A 12,648-nucleotide genomic window follows, 5' to 3' on the forward strand; every position below is an offset into this window, starting at 1 on the left:
GCAAAGACTGTGTCCTACAAGCTTTTTTTATCCATGTAAAAAGCACTCCATAAGAGTGCCTATAACTTCATTCATTTTCCATCTTCGAATATATAAGAAAGGACTTTTAAGGCTTGGTTCACCGATTCGACTGTGACGCTTGCTTTTTCAGATACTTCTTTTAGCGCGTGGTGATGGGATTCTGGGCGGATCAAGATAAGTGGTTTGCCAAGTGAGACCGCGGTGCTTGCATCCATGGCAGTATTCCACTGCTTATATTTCTCTCCAAATAGGGCAACGACAAGGTCAGCTTGCTTCATCAAAAGACCTGTACGCAAATTATTGATTTGAGAAGCTGCCATATCCTTTAAAACGGGGGTCGGCTGTTTCCCCAGAATATCTTCCCCGATATTATCGGAGCGTTCATGATTTTCCATGGGGCCGACAAATTCTAAAGGAAGCTTTAAAGCGGCCGCCTTCTCTTTTAATTCACTTCTCCAATTTGAATGGATTTCTCCAGCCAGGTAAACCGTTACTTTCATGATGATCCTCCTTATTATCTAATTTGCTTACATTGTATCATGTTTTAAGAAAATGGATGGATTTCATAAATTAGGATATAAGTAAAGACAAGAGGGTAACGGTAGATTTTTGAAAAGGAGGGGGAAGTCTTGAAGGTCCCACCCCAAAAAAAAATTCTGATCGTCTTTTTGATGAGCATCCTGGCAGTCGGTTGTTCAGGCATTGAAAGGCAGGTGGATAAGGCCGTGACAGCAACGGTTTCCGCTTTTCGGGATGAAGCGCCGCAACCGAATACAAAAGTGGGGCTTATAAAGGTGTATCTGCCTAAAAATTTCAAGATAGAAGAGGAACATGAGAATAACTTGATCCTGAAAAGTGGTCAACAGGCTTATATATTATTTGTCAATCCAAATGAAAACAGCGAAAGCTCGCAATTATTTTTGACAGCAAAGGAGCAGAAAACTCATTATTTGACACTGGAATCCTTTCAGAATGATGATAAGTTCGGTTTTATTTCCATCATGGAATTATCGGAAGAGAAATATGAGCTTTCCGTAGGAAGCGGCGGGGTCAAGCTCACAACCAAGACGGGGAAAGAGGATTTAAAGGATGAGGCGGAGAAAATGATGGAAATCGTTTCTTCCGTTCCACAGAGGTGAAAGAAGGTTCGGCGTACCCATACCGGACCTTTTGTGCTCTCTATTACAATCCGTATTGATGGTTGATTGAAGCGGAGTCTGGTATGATGGAATTATAAAATAACTAGATGGATTTCATAAGAGCTGGAGGAATAATAAGATGGAAAACTTACAAACTGTTGAACAATACGATGCATTAAAAAATGAAGGAAAACATATTTTCCTTTTCTCGGCAACATGGTGTGGCGATTGCCGAGTGATTGAACCAATCCTACCGGAAATAGAAGCGAAGTTCCCTGAATTCACGTTCATTCATGTGGATCGCGATAAATTCATCGATGTATGCGCTGCTAATGATGTTTTTGGAATTCCTAGCTTCATCGGATATGAAAACGGTAAAGAGCTAGGCAGATATGTGAGCAGGGACCGTAAAACACAAGAACAGATTGAAGAATTCATTTCATCATTATAATGAAAGGTCCCCTTCTTTAGGGGATTTTTCAATGGATAGGAGGGTCAGCCATGAAAATGGATAGCATAAAGCTGAAGAACATATTAAAAGAACGCTTAGCGGATGAAAATCGTACGTTCAAATTCGATAGCCAGAAGGACACGTTACGGATTGAAAATATAAAGACCGGTAAAGGCATCACGGTTGAACTTCCACCGGTGCTTGCAAATTACGAAAATATCCAAGAAAAAGCCATTGATGAAGTCATCTATTACGTAGATGAGGCACTGAATGTAATGGGGGAAGAACATAGCATGGAGGGCAAGGAGAAATTCATTTTTCCTGTAATCCGATCGACTTCATTTCCAATGGAGGCAGAAGAGGGCAATCCCTTCTTGTTCGACGACCATACGGCGGAGACACGTGTCTTTTATGCGTTGGATTTGGGCAAGACCTACCGTTTGATCGATGAGAAAATGCTCAAGCGCGAAGACTGGCAGGGAGATAGGATCCGGGAGATTGCCCGTTTCAACGTCCGCTCCCTCTCGACTAAATTGAAGTCGGATATCGTAGCGGGGAACACCTTTTATTTCTTGAATACAAATGATGGCTATGATGCGAGCCGGATTCTTAATGAATCATGGCTTCGTGAAATGAAGGAAAAGATATTGGGGACCATGGCAGTGGCCATTCCTCATCAAGATGTCATCATCATTGCCGATGTGCAAAATGATACTGGCTATGATGTACTCGCACAAATGGCGATGAGCTTTTTCGCCAGTGGCCACGTACCGATTACGGCGTTATCTTTCCTTTATGAGGAAGATGAGCTAGAGCCGGTCTTCATTATGGGTAAAAATAAAAAGCGTGAACAATAAGTAAGCGGATGGATGAATAATGATAGGGCTCCTGTCTCTTTGGATGGATTTCCAAACTCGGCAGGGGCTTATTTTGTTATACCCTAGGGAATATAATATTTTGTATTAAAACTTAATCTCATTGTAAACTCTGTTTAACAGAGGTGTTTTAATTAAATAGTAGACTATATAATTAGAACGTGTTTAAACTCATATGAAAAGGGGTTTAAATAGGTTAAGAGTTATGTGAAATTGGGATGTTTCCTGCGGAAATTTGCAAAAAACTACATATATATCCCTATTAACCTTAATTTCTCTCGATATTTCAAAAAATACTGGTAGAATTAGTTACATAATTACAGATAGTAGAAAGAGTGATAGGTTTGAAGTGGCTAAATAAAATGAAAAAGTGGTTCCAAGCAGAGGAAATTATTGAGATTGAAGAAATAATAATAGATGAACCGATCGATAAAGAGACGTTAAAGAAGATGGACTTTTCTAAACTTCCCAAGACAAAGAAGGAAGAAATCGAAGCATACAATCAAACGGTGGCAAAAATGTCCCAAACGAAAGATCCGGATACGAAGATCTTGTTTCAATATCCAAAAGGGGAATTTAAATTCCCTCTGATACCTGATAAGGAACAACGTGTGAGAAAGCCTAGGGAAAAGAGAAGAGAGGAGCGGGAGCATAAACAGGATACGGAATCTTATGAATCCAAAAGGCCTAAGCAGAGTCCCGAGCAGAAACGGAAGAACGCTGAACGGATCGCTACTCAAAAGATCCTGCCATCCAATACCCCGTTCCGACCGACGGAAATCCCCTCACCTGTTTATGGGTTTCGGCGACCGGAAAAAAAAGTGGTCAAATCGGTCGAATTTGAATTAGAGAGCAAATTTCCTGTTCTTAAAAAAGAAGAGCCTGAGGTTCCAAGGATTATTCCGAACGAGGTAAAGGAAGAGGTTTATGAGGAATTGACCCGTGAACCTTCCGTTCTTGTACCAGAACAGATAGAGGAAAAAAAAGAAGAAGCCATTTCCGAGGTTCCTGCCTATATGCGCCGGAATGAGGATACGGACCCCAAGGCGGCGACAAGTGAACAGGAACCAGTTGCTTCAGAATTTCCGGTAGACCAAGAAGTTGAAGAGCAAGAAACGGAGCAAGTGGAATTTGGGCAGGAAGTGGCGGTCGGGATAATGGAAGCCGTTGAACCTACTGTCGTTCCAGCCGAAGAAGGTAAGCCTGAGGCCCCGGCATATATCGCCGAGGATCCTGTTGATTCCGAAGTCCTTGATCAGGGGACGGAACCCAAAACCGAGGAATCGCCTAAACGCCCGAAAAAGCATATCCCCTTTAATGTCATGATGTTAAAGCAGGATAAAGAAAAGGCTACATTCCTAAATCCTTTTAAAGCGGAAAAAAAAAGCCCTGAAATCGAAAGGGGAGTAGTGGCTGTTGAAACGAGCCCCATTGAAAAGCCTGTAACATTATGGACTACGTTGGAAAGCGAACCCGTACCCGTTGCTACAGGAGTGAAGGTTGAGGAAGAAGCCATTCAAGAACGGACGGATACAGCCGAACCACAAAGGGCTGAGGAAGTTCGGTATGAACCCGTAACTCCTTCGCTACCTGAGCACGAGAAACAATCGCATTTCGAGACGAACGAGGTTCCCATTTCTCCGGTTATTCCAGAAGCGGAAGTTGTTGAACATGAAGAAAAACAGGAGGTAGCTGTTCCAGAGCCTATGGAAGCAGCCCATCCCGTCAGTACGGGACTAGTCGATTCTGTAGAAGATGAGGAAAATCCGTATTATGTATTCCCAAAGATCGAGTTATTGACTCCTCCCACATATGCCGAACATGATGATGAGTGGCTCGAAGAACAGACAGTATTGCTGGACGAGACACTGAAAAACTTCAATGTCCGGGCAAAAGTCGTGAACGTGACGCAAGGTCCGGCGGTCACTCGTTTCGAGGTCCATCCTGAACCGGGTGTGAAAGTGAATAAAGTGACGAACCTCATGGATGATATCAAGTTAAGTCTGGCGGCTCAGGATATGCGAATGGAAGCTCCAATTCCAGGTAAGCATACCATCGGCATTGAAATTCCGAATCGGAAGAGCAAGCCTGTATTTTTGCGTGAGGTTTTGGAGAGTACTGAGTTTCAAGAGCATGAATCACCGCTCGCTGTTGCGCTGGGACTAGATATTTCCGGCCAGCCGATCATCACCGATTTAAGAAAGATGCCGCATGGCCTGATTGCCGGGCAAACGGGATCGGGAAAAAGCGTGTGCATCAATACGATGTTGGTTAGTTTACTGTATAAAGCAACGCCTCAGGAACTGAAATTGATGTTGATTGATCCAAAAATGGTTGAGCTTGCTCCATATAACCAAATTCCCCATTTGGTTAGTCCGGTCATCACAGATGTGAAAGCTGCCACTGCGGCCTTGAAATGGGCAGTGGAGGAAATGGAACGCCGCTATGAACTATTTGTCCATGCAGGAGTTAGGGATATCAGCCGTTTTAATGACCAGGCTGAAAAAGCCGGACAATATTCCAATAAGCTGCCGTATATCTTGGTAATCATTGACGAATTGGCCGATTTAATGATGATGTCCCCGGCAGATGTCGAGGAAGCGATTTGCCGCATTGCTCAAAAGGCCCGTGCTTGTGGCATTCACTTAATTGTGGCGACACAGCGTCCGTCCGTGGATGTTATCACTGGTTTAATCAAGGCGAATATCCCGACTCGAATCGCTTTTTCCGTTTCATCCCAAGTCGACTCGCGAACCATCATTGATAGCGGTGGGGCAGAGAAACTGTTAGGAAAAGGGGATATGTTGTTTGCGGAAAACGGTTCATCAAAAACGGTCCGTCTGCAAGGGACTTTTGTAAGCGATGAAGAAATCGATCAAGTGGTCAATCATGTGAAACTGGAACAGAAGCCAAAATATTTATTTGAACAGGAAGATTTGTTGAATCGTGCCCAAGTGACGGAAGAAGCGGACGAGTTATTCTTTGAGGCATGTGAATTCGTCGTTCATCAGCAGGCCGCTTCGGCTTCTAGTGTCCAAAGGCGTTTCCGAGTAGGATACAACCGTGCAGCTCGTCTGATAGAAATGATGGAACAGCAGGGCGTCGTTTCTGAATCGAGGGGAAGCAGGCCACGGGATGTACTGATTACCGAGGAAGAACTTGAATTTTTACACGTAAATTAAGAGAACCTATACTAGGGTTCTGTATATAATGTGAAGGGCGAGATATAAATTCTAAAGCGAATGGATTAGAAAAGCCAATGATTTGATAAAATGGCATCTCCCTGACATGGATGTATGAATAAAAAGGTGATATAATATATTTTTGTCGATGAATAAATAAAAAGTACGTATAAAAACCTAGGCGAAAAGTACAATTCGAGCAAGTTTTCGTAATGAAAAAACAAATAAACATGACGTCATATACTGTCATACAGATAGACGATTGGTGGAGGTTCGTTATATGACTGCTTACCATTTTGTGGGTATCAAAGGTTCGGGAATGAGTGCGCTTGCTCAAATATTGCATGATATGAATATTCAAGTGCAAGGTTCCGACTATGAAAAAGAATTCTTTACACAAATAGCGTTAGAAAAAGCTGGGATAAAAATCCTTCCTTTCAACGAGGAAAACATTCAGCCTGGAATGACCATCATTGCAGGTAACGCGTTCCCGGATACCCATCCGGAAATCGTGAAAGCAATGGAACTTGGTTTACCAGTGATACGTTATCACCGTTTTCTTGGTGATTTCATGAAGACCTTTACAAGTGTTGCCGTTACCGGTGCACATGGTAAAACGTCGACAACAGGTTTGCTGGCCCATGTCATGGGTGGTGCCAAACCAACATCCTATCTGATTGGGGATGGAACTGGAAAAGGGATCGTGGATTCTACTTACTTCGTATTTGAAGCATGTGAATACCGCCGTCACTTCCTTTCTTATTATCCTGATTATGCAATCATGACGAATATTGATTTCGATCATCCAGATTACTATGCCAATGTGGAAGACGTGTTCGAGGCATTCCAAACGATGGCCCTACAAGTCAATAAAGGGATCATTGCATGCGGGGACGACGAGCATTTACCGCATATTCAAGCAAAAGTACCGGTCATTTTTTACGGATTTGCGGAAGGAAACGATTTTCAGGCGAAAAATGTTTCCGTCACTCCGGAGGGAACGACATTCGATGTGAATGTGAGGAACACGTATTATGATACTTTCTCCATTCCGACTTTTGGCAAGCATAGTGTGTTGAACGCTTTAGGTGTCATTGCCCTGTGTAAATATGAAAACCTGGATACGGAAGCCGTGAAGGCTCAGTTACTCACTTTTGAAGGCGTAAAACGCCGGTTCTCCGAAAAGGAAATGGAGAGTCAAATCATCATTGATGATTATGCCCATCATCCTACAGAGATTTCAGCAACCATTGACTCAGCGCGTCAAAAATATCCAGAGCGTGAAATAGTAGCGGTCTTCCAACCGCATACTTTCTCAAGAACGCAAGCATTCCTGGATGAGTTCGCCGACAGCCTGAATCTAGCCGATAAAGTATACTTATGTGAAATCTTTGGATCTGCCCGTGAACATCATGGAAAACTATCGATTGAAGATCTTCAGGAGAAAATTCCTGGTGCCGAGCTTATTACAGAAGAAACAACAACGCAATTACAAAAACATAAAAACAGTGTAGTCCTATTCATGGGTGCAGGGGATATTCAAAAATTCCAGGCTGCTTATGAGGAGTCGCTGCAAGTTAAATAAAAAATGACCAACCCATAAATGGGTTGGTCATTTTTTATGGAATCACAAGCATGATCTGCGTGAAGTAGGTCATTTTAAATTTTCTGGATTTAATGATTCAAGTTCAGGTAGAACAAAGCGTCCATCTTTTCGGATCAGCACATCGTCAAAGTAAATTTCCCCACCGCCGTATTCAGGGCGCTGGATATTGACTAAGTCCCAGTGAATACTCGAATGGTTGCCATTAAAGGCGTCATCATAACATTGTCCAGGGGTGAAGTGAAAACTTCCATCAATTTTCTCATCAAAGAGGATATCTTGCATCGGATGTAGAATATAAGGATTTACACCGATAGCAAATTCACCGACATAACGGGCGCCTTCATCTGTATCAAAGATTTTGTTGATGCGTTCAGTATCATTGGCCACCGCTTCAACAATTTTTCCATCCTTGAATGTTAACTTCACGTTTTCGAAAGTAAAGCCCTGATAAGGAGATGGAGTATTGTAAGAAATGACCCCATTAATCGAGTCCTTAACAGGTGCTGTGTACACCTCACCATCAGGAATGTTCAGTTCACCTGCACATTTGATGGCTTTAATGTCCTTGATGGAGAAAGATAAGTCTGTTCCGGGACCAGTTAAGCGGACTTTATCGGTCTTATCCATCAAATCAACAAGGCTATCCATGGCTACGCTCATTTTTCCATAATCGAGATTGCAGACTTCGAAATAGAAATCTTCGAAAGCTTCTATACTCATTTTGGCTAATTGAGCCATAGAATTCGTCGGGTAACGGAGCACGACCCATTTCGTTTTCGGAACGCGGATATTTCTATGTACTTTTCCGATCGTTTGACCATGAATAGCCATTTTGTCTGCGGGCACATCGGATTGCTCATTGATATTATCTCCGGCACGAAGCCCGATATATGCATCCATCTGGCTCATCACGTTCGCTTCGAATTCACCCATCATCTTGTATTGTTCTTCCTGTGCACCCATTAATAAGGCGCGATCCACTTGATGGTCCTTTAAGAGGACGAATGGGTACCCATCAGCTGCATACGCTTCTTTTACAAGGGCGTTGACCAGTTCGCGTTGCAATCCAAAGTTTTCTATCAAGAGTTTTTCACCCTTTTGGAGTTTCACTGAATAATTTATCAGATTATGTGCAAGTATCTCGATTCTAGGATCTTTCATGTAGAATACCTCCAATATTTAGTTTTATTATTCTATCATACCTGATTAGCTGTAGAAATTTCATCCATTGGTCCCAATTAGTCGAAATTTTTCGCTATCAATATTTCCAAAACAGGTATAGATAGGGTATATTCACAAATTAAATACGTTTATAATAACGGGGAAGGGGTAATTAATAACTAAACAGTTACTAAATATGTCGATTTTTTTTCGGAGGTGTTCCAATGGAGATCATATTATACGTAAGTGCTGCAGTGGCAGCAATCGCTTTCCTGGTCCTTGTTATCTTCTTAACAAAGGTACTCACATCACTACAAACTACCTTGGACAGCGTGGCCCGGACGCTGACGGGACTTGAAAGCCAAATGCAAGGCATAACGGTTGAAACTACCCAGCTACTACATAAAACAAACTCGTTAGCAGAAGACTTGCAACAGAAATCTGAAAATCTGAACACAGTGGTGGATGCAGTGAAAGATGTAGGGACTTCCATCTCTAGCTTCAATACATCCGTCCAAAAGGTTTCTAATAAAGTGCAGGCAGAAATCGATAACAACCAAGAACGAATTTCCCAAATCGTTCAATGGAGTAACGTGGCCATGGAAATCCGTGATAAATGGAAGGCCAGAAACAAGCAATCCGCTCCAACTGCATATGAACAGGCAGAGATAGAAAGAGAAGCACTTGAAACAGATAACCTACCAAAAAAAAGGTTTTTACGATCTAGATCTTAACACCAGGTAAATAAAAATATTCCCAAATTTGAAAGGAGAATGTTACATGACGCAAAAAGAATATCCTACAAGCGAATATCAAAAATCATACGAGGAAGCACGCGATTCCATCAATTCGAAGGACTTCATGATCGGCGCCTTGATCGGCGGAATGATCGGAGCGGCTACAGCTTTATTCATGGCTCCAAAAACAGGCAAGGAATTAAGAAATGATTTCAACGAACAAGCTAAGAGCCTTTCCGAGAAAACAGAGAAGCTAAGACAAACCGCGATGGAAAAAGGTACGGTTTTGGCTGATACCGCTAAAGAAAAAACAGGAACGGTTACTGAATTGGTTTCTAGTAAATCTTCAGATATCGTCAATAAAGTGAAGAGCCTAAAAACGGGCAAAGAAGAAAATGGCGATGCAGCTAATGATACTACGAACTCAAGCAATAAGGATATTGATGTAACGGGAACTTCCGATTCGAAAATCGTATCCGTTGAAACCAATATGCCTGAAAGTAAAGACAATAAGTCAAAAAATACACAAGCCGACCCGACTAGCGGAAACAAAAATACGGCAAAGCTAAAATTAGATGAAGCAAAAAAAGCTTTTGATGAAACCGAAAATAAATTAAAAAAATAATGTATGCTTCAATCGCTCAATATTTGCGAAGGTATGCACAATAATTGTCAAAAAAGACGATGAAGTGGTACGATGACTTCATCGTCTTTTTTCTGAAATCGAAAGGGGTTAATATACATGACACTTACTAAAATCGAAACGGAACAACAATTCAATGAGCTCGTAACGGAAGATCTTTTTTTACTTTTTAAGCATAGTGTTACTTGCCCAGTCAGTGCGGAAGCTTTTGAGCACTATCAAAAGTTCATCGCTGAACACCCGGAGTTAAAGACGGCCTACTTGGCCGTGCAAGAAGCGCGTCCGCTTTCCAACCATGTGGCGGAAACTTTTGAAATCAAACATCAATCCCCCCAAGCCATCCTATTTAAAAATGGCACGCCTACATGGAATGAATCCCATTGGAGAATTACAGAAGACTCTCTAGGCAAAGCAATCTCTCAATAAATGATGAAAGGCAGGCGTGTTGTTGAATCAACAAGCCTGCCTTTTTCATTTTATGAGACTGTTTCTATGTCAACTAGTGGTGGGCCAAAGGATTCTTAATTGGTCACCGGGGGCAAGTTCATCGTGAAAAGTAGTTTCCTGCTCATTTTTAATGAGAATGAATCGGCTATTCCCTGTGGTAGGCATAAAGATTTCAACATGACGGAAAAGGTCTTGAAAGATAAAAGGTTCCACCTTATGTTCAATCATACTGAGGTCATCATTTGGCTGGATGATGTCCGTATCTTTCAATCGCTCGTCACCGCGTCTGAATTCTGCCAGATTTTTAGACAGAATGACTTGTTTGCCTTCAAAAAAAACAGGGACGTTGTAGGTATGCTGGATTTGTAAAGCTTCCATCACCTCTAATAAAGTAGGGGGGGCTGGATTTACCACTTCTAATTCATCGCCATCTTCAAAGGAGTACGTCCGTTTTGTTGCCAGTCCATTTTTGCTGATTTTACCCGTCCACGAGGGAAGCTGAATGGACTTTCCGTTCAATTTAATAGATAACGGTTCAAGGCAAGCAAGAAGTTCGGATAAGTGAAGCTCTTTGATCAACTCGTCAATCGTTACTGGTATCCTGCAAGTTATTTGATCATGATCCTCGATTAATTCATGGATGGAGGCGGCTTTGCCATTTCTGGTAATGGAGGCTTCGATGGTATACTCTGTACCGTTAAGGATCACGGTTTTTCTCGGAATATCATCCAATACATCGAGTATGCGCAAAATGGCCGGTTCACCGTCTTCCCCTTTTGAGGTTACGATGACGTCTTCATCCTTCACTTCATCATCTAAAGAAGCTTCCGTTCCGTTTAAGGTAATCACCGATTTCTTTCCATGATTTCCGGGAAGGGTAAATTGATTTCCGTTGATGGTGACGATTTTGGCCATGCCGGGTTTTCCATATAAAGAACTCATCTTAATACCTGCTGTGAGCAGGCAATCCCCCACTGTTGTTCGTTTCATATCAAACAAGCGGATGGGGTGCCCGTCAACGGTGATGCTCATGTATTGAATCGGGTTTTTATCGGCAGCAATGGCAATCCCAATCGGTGTTACTAATTCAGGCCCTTTTTGGATTTCAGACGAAATGCCTAGGTTCTGGATCGCATCGACGCCCCGGATTGCCACACGGTTACTTGGCAAGTTTAGTTTTTCAGCTAAAAGTCGGCATAATTCCGGTGTTTGGCTTCCACCTCCGACAAGCATCACCGCTTTTGGTGAACACTCATTATTCAAGGAGAGAATTTCTAAACGGATGGCTTCAGCCAACCTATCGAGTGCAGGATGAATATGTTCGATGATATCACTCTTGGCAATCTCGGTGGAAAATCCAAGAATATCAGTGACCATTATCGAATCTTGATCGAGCAATTCCCTTTTCGCCTTTTCTGCAAGAGGGAAGTCCAGGAGCAGGTAGTCACTTATGGCCTCGGTAATTTCATCCCCAGCGATTGGTACCATTCCATAAGCGATGACGGTCCCTGAATCGGTCAAAGCGATATCGGAAGTCCCCGCCCCTATATCGACCAAGGCGACGTTAAGGCGGCGCATGGAGGCCGGGATGAGGACATTGATGGCCGCAATCGGCTCAAGCGTAAGAGCCTGCATTTCCAATCCCGATCTTTTCAAGGCAGCTAAAAGGGATTCAACAACGACCTTGGGCAGGAAGGTGGCGATGATCTCAACTGACGCTTCTTCCCCGCTCTGATCGATCAGGCTTCCGATTTCCTGTCCATCGAGGCGATAGTATAAAACCGAATAACCAACACAATAATAAGTGGACCGGGAGTCTGATTGTTCTGCCACGGTCGCCTGGGCTTCCTGGACAGCACTGAATTCGAGGTGGAGGATATCCTCATGTGTCAGCATCGGTTTCCCAACTATATCGACAGACGTCTTCGCCCGTTCGGTTTTCAAGGCCCTACCGGCTGCAGCGACAGAAACCTTTCTTAGGGGTCCGTGAGTTTCCTCCAGTTTGCCCTTAATGTGAGAGATGACTTTAGCCACAGCTAGAACATCATGTATTTGACCGTCCAGCATGGCCCGCTCCGAATGCTCTTCTGATAGAATATCGATAATATTATAGCTTTCCTGTTCTTTTTCTAATATAATTCCTACAACGGAACGCGTTCCAATGTCCAAGGCAAACAGTTTTTCGTGCATCAGTGACACCTTCTTTTATGTAATATATTACTTTAGTACTTAAAAGCGTTTAATTAATAAAGAAAAAAGTAGTGACATTTACAAGAATTTCATTTATAATTGTTTTTAATTATACATGAATTATTATAAAATTTTCATAGCTTAAATTATCGATTGAAATGAGTGAAAATTCGAACAGGTAAAAAGTACGGGTTTT

At 42.4% G+C, this 12,648-nt stretch carries 11 protein-coding genes; 8 read left to right on the forward strand and 3 right to left on the reverse strand.

The genetic code is table 11. From position 1 onward, the window contains the following. Positions 1 to 71 precede the first annotated feature (71 nt). A complete protein-coding gene (locus tag ACQKL0_RS14895) occupies positions 72 to 521 on the reverse strand; it encodes a YtoQ family protein (protein WP_427688358.1) in 450 nt (149 codons plus the stop codon). 129 nt (positions 522 to 650) lie between these two features. On the opposite strand from ACQKL0_RS14895, the gene ACQKL0_RS14900 reads away from it, so the two are divergent. The 5 genes from ACQKL0_RS14900 (at position 651) to murC (ending at position 7,253) form a co-directional block, all read left to right on the forward strand. Then, on the forward strand, positions 651 to 1,160 hold the full coding sequence (locus ACQKL0_RS14900) for a hypothetical protein (protein ID WP_407407254.1): 510 nt from the start codon (positions 651 to 653) through the stop codon (positions 1,158 to 1,160). 139 nt (positions 1,161 to 1,299) lie between these two features. Continuing rightward, positions 1,300 to 1,611 carry a thioredoxin family protein gene (locus ACQKL0_RS14905; protein ID WP_402874874.1) on the forward strand — a complete coding sequence of 104 codons (312 nt, stop codon included), beginning with the start codon at positions 1,300 to 1,302 and terminating at the stop codon, positions 1,609 to 1,611. A 56-nt stretch (positions 1,612 to 1,667) separates the two neighbouring features. Then, complete coding sequence (locus ACQKL0_RS14910) at positions 1,668 to 2,468, forward strand: DUF1444 domain-containing protein (protein ID WP_427688381.1); 801 nt, start codon at positions 1,668 to 1,670, stop codon at positions 2,466 to 2,468. 380 nt (positions 2,469 to 2,848) lie between these two features. Continuing rightward, complete coding sequence (locus ACQKL0_RS14915) at positions 2,849 to 5,668, forward strand: DNA translocase FtsK (protein WP_427688360.1); 2,820 nt, start codon at positions 2,849 to 2,851, stop codon at positions 5,666 to 5,668. 280 nt (positions 5,669 to 5,948) lie between these two features. After that, positions 5,949 to 7,253: a UDP-N-acetylmuramate--L-alanine ligase gene (murC, locus tag ACQKL0_RS14920; RefSeq protein ID WP_402874880.1), complete on the forward strand. Its 1,305-nt coding sequence runs from the start codon at positions 5,949 to 5,951 to the stop codon at positions 7,251 to 7,253. A gap of 69 nt (positions 7,254 to 7,322) precedes the next feature. On the opposite strand, the gene ACQKL0_RS14925 is transcribed toward murC, so the two are convergent. Continuing rightward, a complete protein-coding gene (locus ACQKL0_RS14925; RefSeq protein WP_402874883.1) occupies positions 7,323 to 8,435 on the reverse strand; it encodes an aminopeptidase in 1,113 nt (370 codons plus the stop codon). 224 nt (positions 8,436 to 8,659) lie between these two features. Here ACQKL0_RS14925 and ACQKL0_RS14930 point away from each other — a divergent pair, with 224 nt between their 5' ends. From ACQKL0_RS14930 to ytxJ, 3 genes are all read left to right on the forward strand, one after another. After that, complete coding sequence (locus ACQKL0_RS14930; RefSeq protein WP_427688362.1) at positions 8,660 to 9,169, forward strand: DUF948 domain-containing protein; 510 nt, start codon at positions 8,660 to 8,662, stop codon at positions 9,167 to 9,169. 46 nt (positions 9,170 to 9,215) lie between these two features. Beyond that, entirely contained in the window at positions 9,216 to 9,797 is a 582-nt protein-coding gene (locus ACQKL0_RS14935) for a YtxH domain-containing protein (protein ID WP_427688364.1), read from the forward strand. Between the two features lie 117 nt (positions 9,798 to 9,914). After that, positions 9,915 to 10,241, forward strand: a complete 327-nt coding sequence (ytxJ, locus tag ACQKL0_RS14940) for a bacillithiol system redox-active protein YtxJ (protein ID WP_402874895.1) — start codon at positions 9,915 to 9,917, stop codon at positions 10,239 to 10,241. A 69-nt stretch (positions 10,242 to 10,310) separates the two neighbouring features. On the opposite strand, the gene ACQKL0_RS14945 is transcribed toward ytxJ, so the two are convergent. Next, positions 10,311 to 12,452 (reverse strand): cell division protein FtsA, encoded by a 2,142-nt coding sequence (locus tag ACQKL0_RS14945; protein WP_427688366.1) that lies wholly within the window; start codon positions 12,450 to 12,452, stop codon positions 10,311 to 10,313. Positions 12,453 to 12,648: the final 196 nt, after the last annotated feature.

The organism is Peribacillus sp. NPDC097264, from assembly GCF_050277925.1.
In the GTDB taxonomy this organism is placed as follows: domain Bacteria; phylum Bacillota; class Bacilli; order Bacillales; family DSM-1321; genus Peribacillus.

What these genes read in the sequence shown, in the direction of transcription:
- ACQKL0_RS14910 (WP_427688381.1), top strand. Translation starts at nt 1,668, where the DNA reads ATGGATAGCATAAAGCTGAAGAACATATTAAAAGAACGCTTAGCGGAT.
- ACQKL0_RS14930 (WP_427688362.1), top strand. Translation starts at nt 8,660, where the DNA reads ATGGAGATCATATTATACGTAAGTGCTGCAGTGGCAGCAATCGCTTTC.
- ytxJ (WP_402874895.1), top strand. Translation starts at nt 9,915, where the DNA reads ATGACACTTACTAAAATCGAAACGGAACAACAATTCAATGAGCTCGTA.
- ACQKL0_RS14945 (WP_427688366.1), bottom strand. Translation starts at nt 12,452, where the DNA reads ATGCACGAAAAACTGTTTGCCTTGGACATTGGAACGCGTTCCGTTGTA.
- ACQKL0_RS14925 (WP_402874883.1), bottom strand. Translation starts at nt 8,435, where the DNA reads ATGAAAGATCCTAGAATCGAGATACTTGCACATAATCTGATAAATTAT.
- ACQKL0_RS14935 (WP_427688364.1), top strand. Translation starts at nt 9,216, where the DNA reads ATGACGCAAAAAGAATATCCTACAAGCGAATATCAAAAATCATACGAG.
- ACQKL0_RS14895 (WP_427688358.1), bottom strand. Translation starts at nt 521, where the DNA reads ATGAAAGTAACGGTTTACCTGGCTGGAGAAATCCATTCAAATTGGAGA.
- ACQKL0_RS14915 (WP_427688360.1), top strand. Translation starts at nt 2,849, where the DNA reads ATGAAAAAGTGGTTCCAAGCAGAGGAAATTATTGAGATTGAAGAAATA.
- murC (WP_402874880.1), top strand. Translation starts at nt 5,949, where the DNA reads ATGACTGCTTACCATTTTGTGGGTATCAAAGGTTCGGGAATGAGTGCG.
- ACQKL0_RS14905 (WP_402874874.1), top strand. Translation starts at nt 1,300, where the DNA reads ATGGAAAACTTACAAACTGTTGAACAATACGATGCATTAAAAAATGAA.